Origin of the sequence: Vibrio sp. 10N.261.52.A1, assembly GCF_002876325.1 — a bacterium.
Classification (GTDB): domain Bacteria; phylum Pseudomonadota; class Gammaproteobacteria; order Enterobacterales; family Vibrionaceae; genus Vibrio; species Vibrio chagasii.
Genome location: NZ_MCYD01000676.1, coordinates 1 through 3,101, shown reverse-complemented (window position 1 = coordinate 3,101; position 3,101 = coordinate 1). Strand labels below are relative to the sequence as shown.

Below are 3,101 nucleotides of genomic sequence, written 5' to 3'. Positions count from 1 at the left end.
GAAGTGGTCTGTGGATAAGTCAAAAATGATCAACGAGATCATGGATCTTTTTTGGATCAAATGGTGTGATCTAACTTTGATCAGGATGAGGATTAGCTGGGATCAAAATGGCTACTTATTCACAGGGGTAAATAGCTCTAAAACTTGTTATTTGGATAACTATAGGTTAATCACCGAATATGTATGATCTTATCCACAACAGATCTTGAAAATAAATGGCTAATTTTCGGCTTTTACCCCAAAAAGTTATTCACAATCTCGATATTCAGGCACAAAAAAAGCGACAAAAGCCGCTTTTTTAAGAGAATAGAGGGTTAAAATTGGTCACTATGATCGTTAAACCACTCTTCTGCAGCGTCTTCAGGGACCGGAGTCTCCAAAACATCGATGGTAAAACAGTCAGAAATCGCCTGTCCGCCAAGTTTTGTTAATAACTCATGAGCGGTTTGGCCTGCTGCGCAGAAGGTGTCGTAGCTTGAATCACCAATGGCAATGACTGCAAAGCGAACCTTATCGAGTTGAGGTGCGTGCTCTGTCAGATCGGCTATGAATGGCTTGATATTGTCAGGGAATTCACCGGCACCATGGGTCGAGGTCACTACTAACCAGAAGCCTTGCTGAGGAATATCATTGTATTCAGGCTGGTTGTGTAGCGTTATTTCATGGCCTTGTTCTTCTAGAAGATCATTAAGGTGATCGCCAACGTATTCAGCGCCACCTAAGGTGCTACCTGTAATAATGTGGATCATTAAGCTGTCCTTACTAAAGAAAAAGGCTGGCATCAGCCAGCCTTCTTGGGTTATTTACCAATACAGAATGAAGAGAAGATACGCCCCAAGAGATCGTCTGAGCTGAACTCGCCCGTGATCTCATTAAGGTGTTGCTGAGTGATACGAAGCTCTTCCGCCAAGATTTCACCCGCCATGTAGCCTTCAAGTTGCTGCTGGCCAATATCGAGGTGCTCTGAGGCACGCTCAAGCGCATCCAAGTGACGACGGCGAGCCATAAAGCCACCTTCATGACCACCAGCAAAGCCCATACACTCTTTTAGATGGCTGCGTAGGGCATCCACGCCTTGACCTGTTTTTGCGGACAAGCGAATCAGAGTTGGATCGTTCACGTGACAAATCCCGAGCTCTTCATTGGTTTGATCCGCTTTGTTACGAATGACGGTCATCCCAATGTTATTTGGCAAACGATCAACGAAATCTGGCCAGATATCTTTCGGGTCAGTGGCATCGGTTGTAGTGCCATCCACCATAAACAGGACTCGGTCTGCTTGAGCTATTTCTTCCCAAGCACGCTCAATACCGATTTTTTCAACTTCGTCAGATGCATCACGCAGGCCTGCGGTATCGATAATATGCAGTGGCATACCATCAATATGGATATGCTCTCGCAGTACATCACGTGTGGTACCAGCAATATCGGTCACGATTGCCGACTCTTTGCCTGACAGCGCGTTTAGTAGGCTAGATTTACCGGCATTTGGGCGACCAGCGATCACCACCTTCATGCCTTCACGCATGATGGCACCTTGGTTGGCTTCTTGGCGTACTGCCTCTAGGTTATCGATGATAGCCTGTAAGTCAGCACTTACTTTACCGTCTGCCAGAAAGTCGATTTCTTCTTCTGGGAAGTCGATAGCTGCTTCAACATAGATACGCAGGTGAATCAGTGAATCGACTAGGGTATTAATGCGTTTTGAGAACTCACCTTGAAGAGATTGCAGTGCGGATTTAGCTGCTTCTTCTGAGCTTGCGTCAATCAAGTCAGCAATCGCTTCAGCTTGGGTTAAGTCCATTTTGTCGTTCAAGAACGCACGCTCAGAGAACTCACCAGGGCGAGCTGCACGCACACCAGAGATCCCCAGGATGCGCTTGATGAGCATATCCATAACCACTGGGCCACCGTGACCTTGCAGCTCTAGAACGTCTTCGCCGGTAAAAGAGTGTGGGTTAGGGAAGTAGAGCGCGATACCTTGGTCGAGCTCGATGCCATCGGCAGATTTAAAAGGTAGGTACTCAGCGTAGCGAGGCTTAAGTGTTTTTCCCGTTACTTCTAGGGCAACCTGAGTCGCTAATGGGCCGGAAACGCGGATAATACCGACGCCACCACGGCCGGGCGCGGTCGCTTGAGCAACAATCGTATCTGTAGTCATAGTTGTGCCTGCTAGCATGTGAACGCCGAAAAGGGCATTCACGATTAATCAATTAGCTGAATTGTAATCAGCTAAAAACAAAAAGGCGACCTTTTGGTCGCCTTTCTTTAGCTCTTTCTATTATCGAACTTACTTAGAATGTAAGCCTTTCTTCTCCAGCGCGCGGTAGATAAGCGTTTGCTGAATCAGAGTTACGATGTTCGATACTAGCCAGTAAAGGACCAGACCTGAAGGGAAGAACAGGAAGAAGAATGTGAACATAACCGGCATAAAGGTCATGATCTTCTGCTGCATTGGATCCGTTACAGTTGTCGGGCTCATCTTCTGGATTAGGAACATTGAAGCACCCATCAGAAGTGGCAAGATGTAGTATGGGTCTTGCGCTGAAAGGTCAGTAATCCAACCGAAGAACGGTGAGTGACGCAGTTCAACAGACTCCATTAGTGCCCAGTATAGCGAAATGAAGATAGGCATTTGCAGAAGGATAGGTAAACAGCCACCTAGTGGGTTTACTTTCTCTTTCTTGTAAAGCTCCATCATTTCTTGGCTCATGCGTTGACGGTCGTCGCCAATACGCTCACGCATTGCTGTCAGCTTAGGCTGAAGCATACGCATTTTCGCCATAGACGTGTACTGAGCTTTCGTTAGTGGGTACATAGCACCACGAACGATGAAAGTTAGGATGATAATTGCCACACCCCAGTTCGATACGAAGCCTTGAATGAACGAAAGCAGAGTATGAAGTGGTTTAGCAATGAACCATAGCCAGCCGTAATCTACTACCAAGTCTAGGTTTGGTGCAGTTGCTGCCATTTGGTCTTGAAGTTTAGGACCAACCCAAAGCGTTGCTTTAAAGCTTGCTTCGTCACCGTTAGCGATAGTTTTGTTCGGCATACGAACACCGATGTCGCCTAGGTTACCAATTACACGAGTGTAAAGG

3 protein-coding genes are annotated in these 3,101 nt (G+C 46.7%); all 3 read right to left on the bottom strand.

Going from position 1 to position 3,101, the window contains the following annotated elements; all coding sequences use genetic code 11:
- Window positions 1-314: 314 nt before the first annotated feature.
- Window positions 315-749: an FMN-binding protein MioC gene (gene mioC / locus BCT81_RS13000; RefSeq protein WP_102424686.1), complete on the bottom strand. Its 435-nt coding sequence runs from the start codon at window positions 747-749 to the stop codon at window positions 315-317.
- 50 nt (window positions 750-799) lie between these two features.
- Entirely contained in the window at window positions 800-2,161 is a 1,362-nt protein-coding gene (mnmE, locus tag BCT81_RS12995; protein WP_061033980.1) for a tRNA uridine-5-carboxymethylaminomethyl(34) synthesis GTPase MnmE, read from the bottom strand.
- 129 nt (window positions 2,162-2,290) lie between these two features.
- Window positions 2,291-3,101: membrane protein insertase YidC (gene yidC, locus BCT81_RS12990; protein ID WP_133152619.1), on the bottom strand; the 811-nt coding region annotated here is incomplete at its 5' end.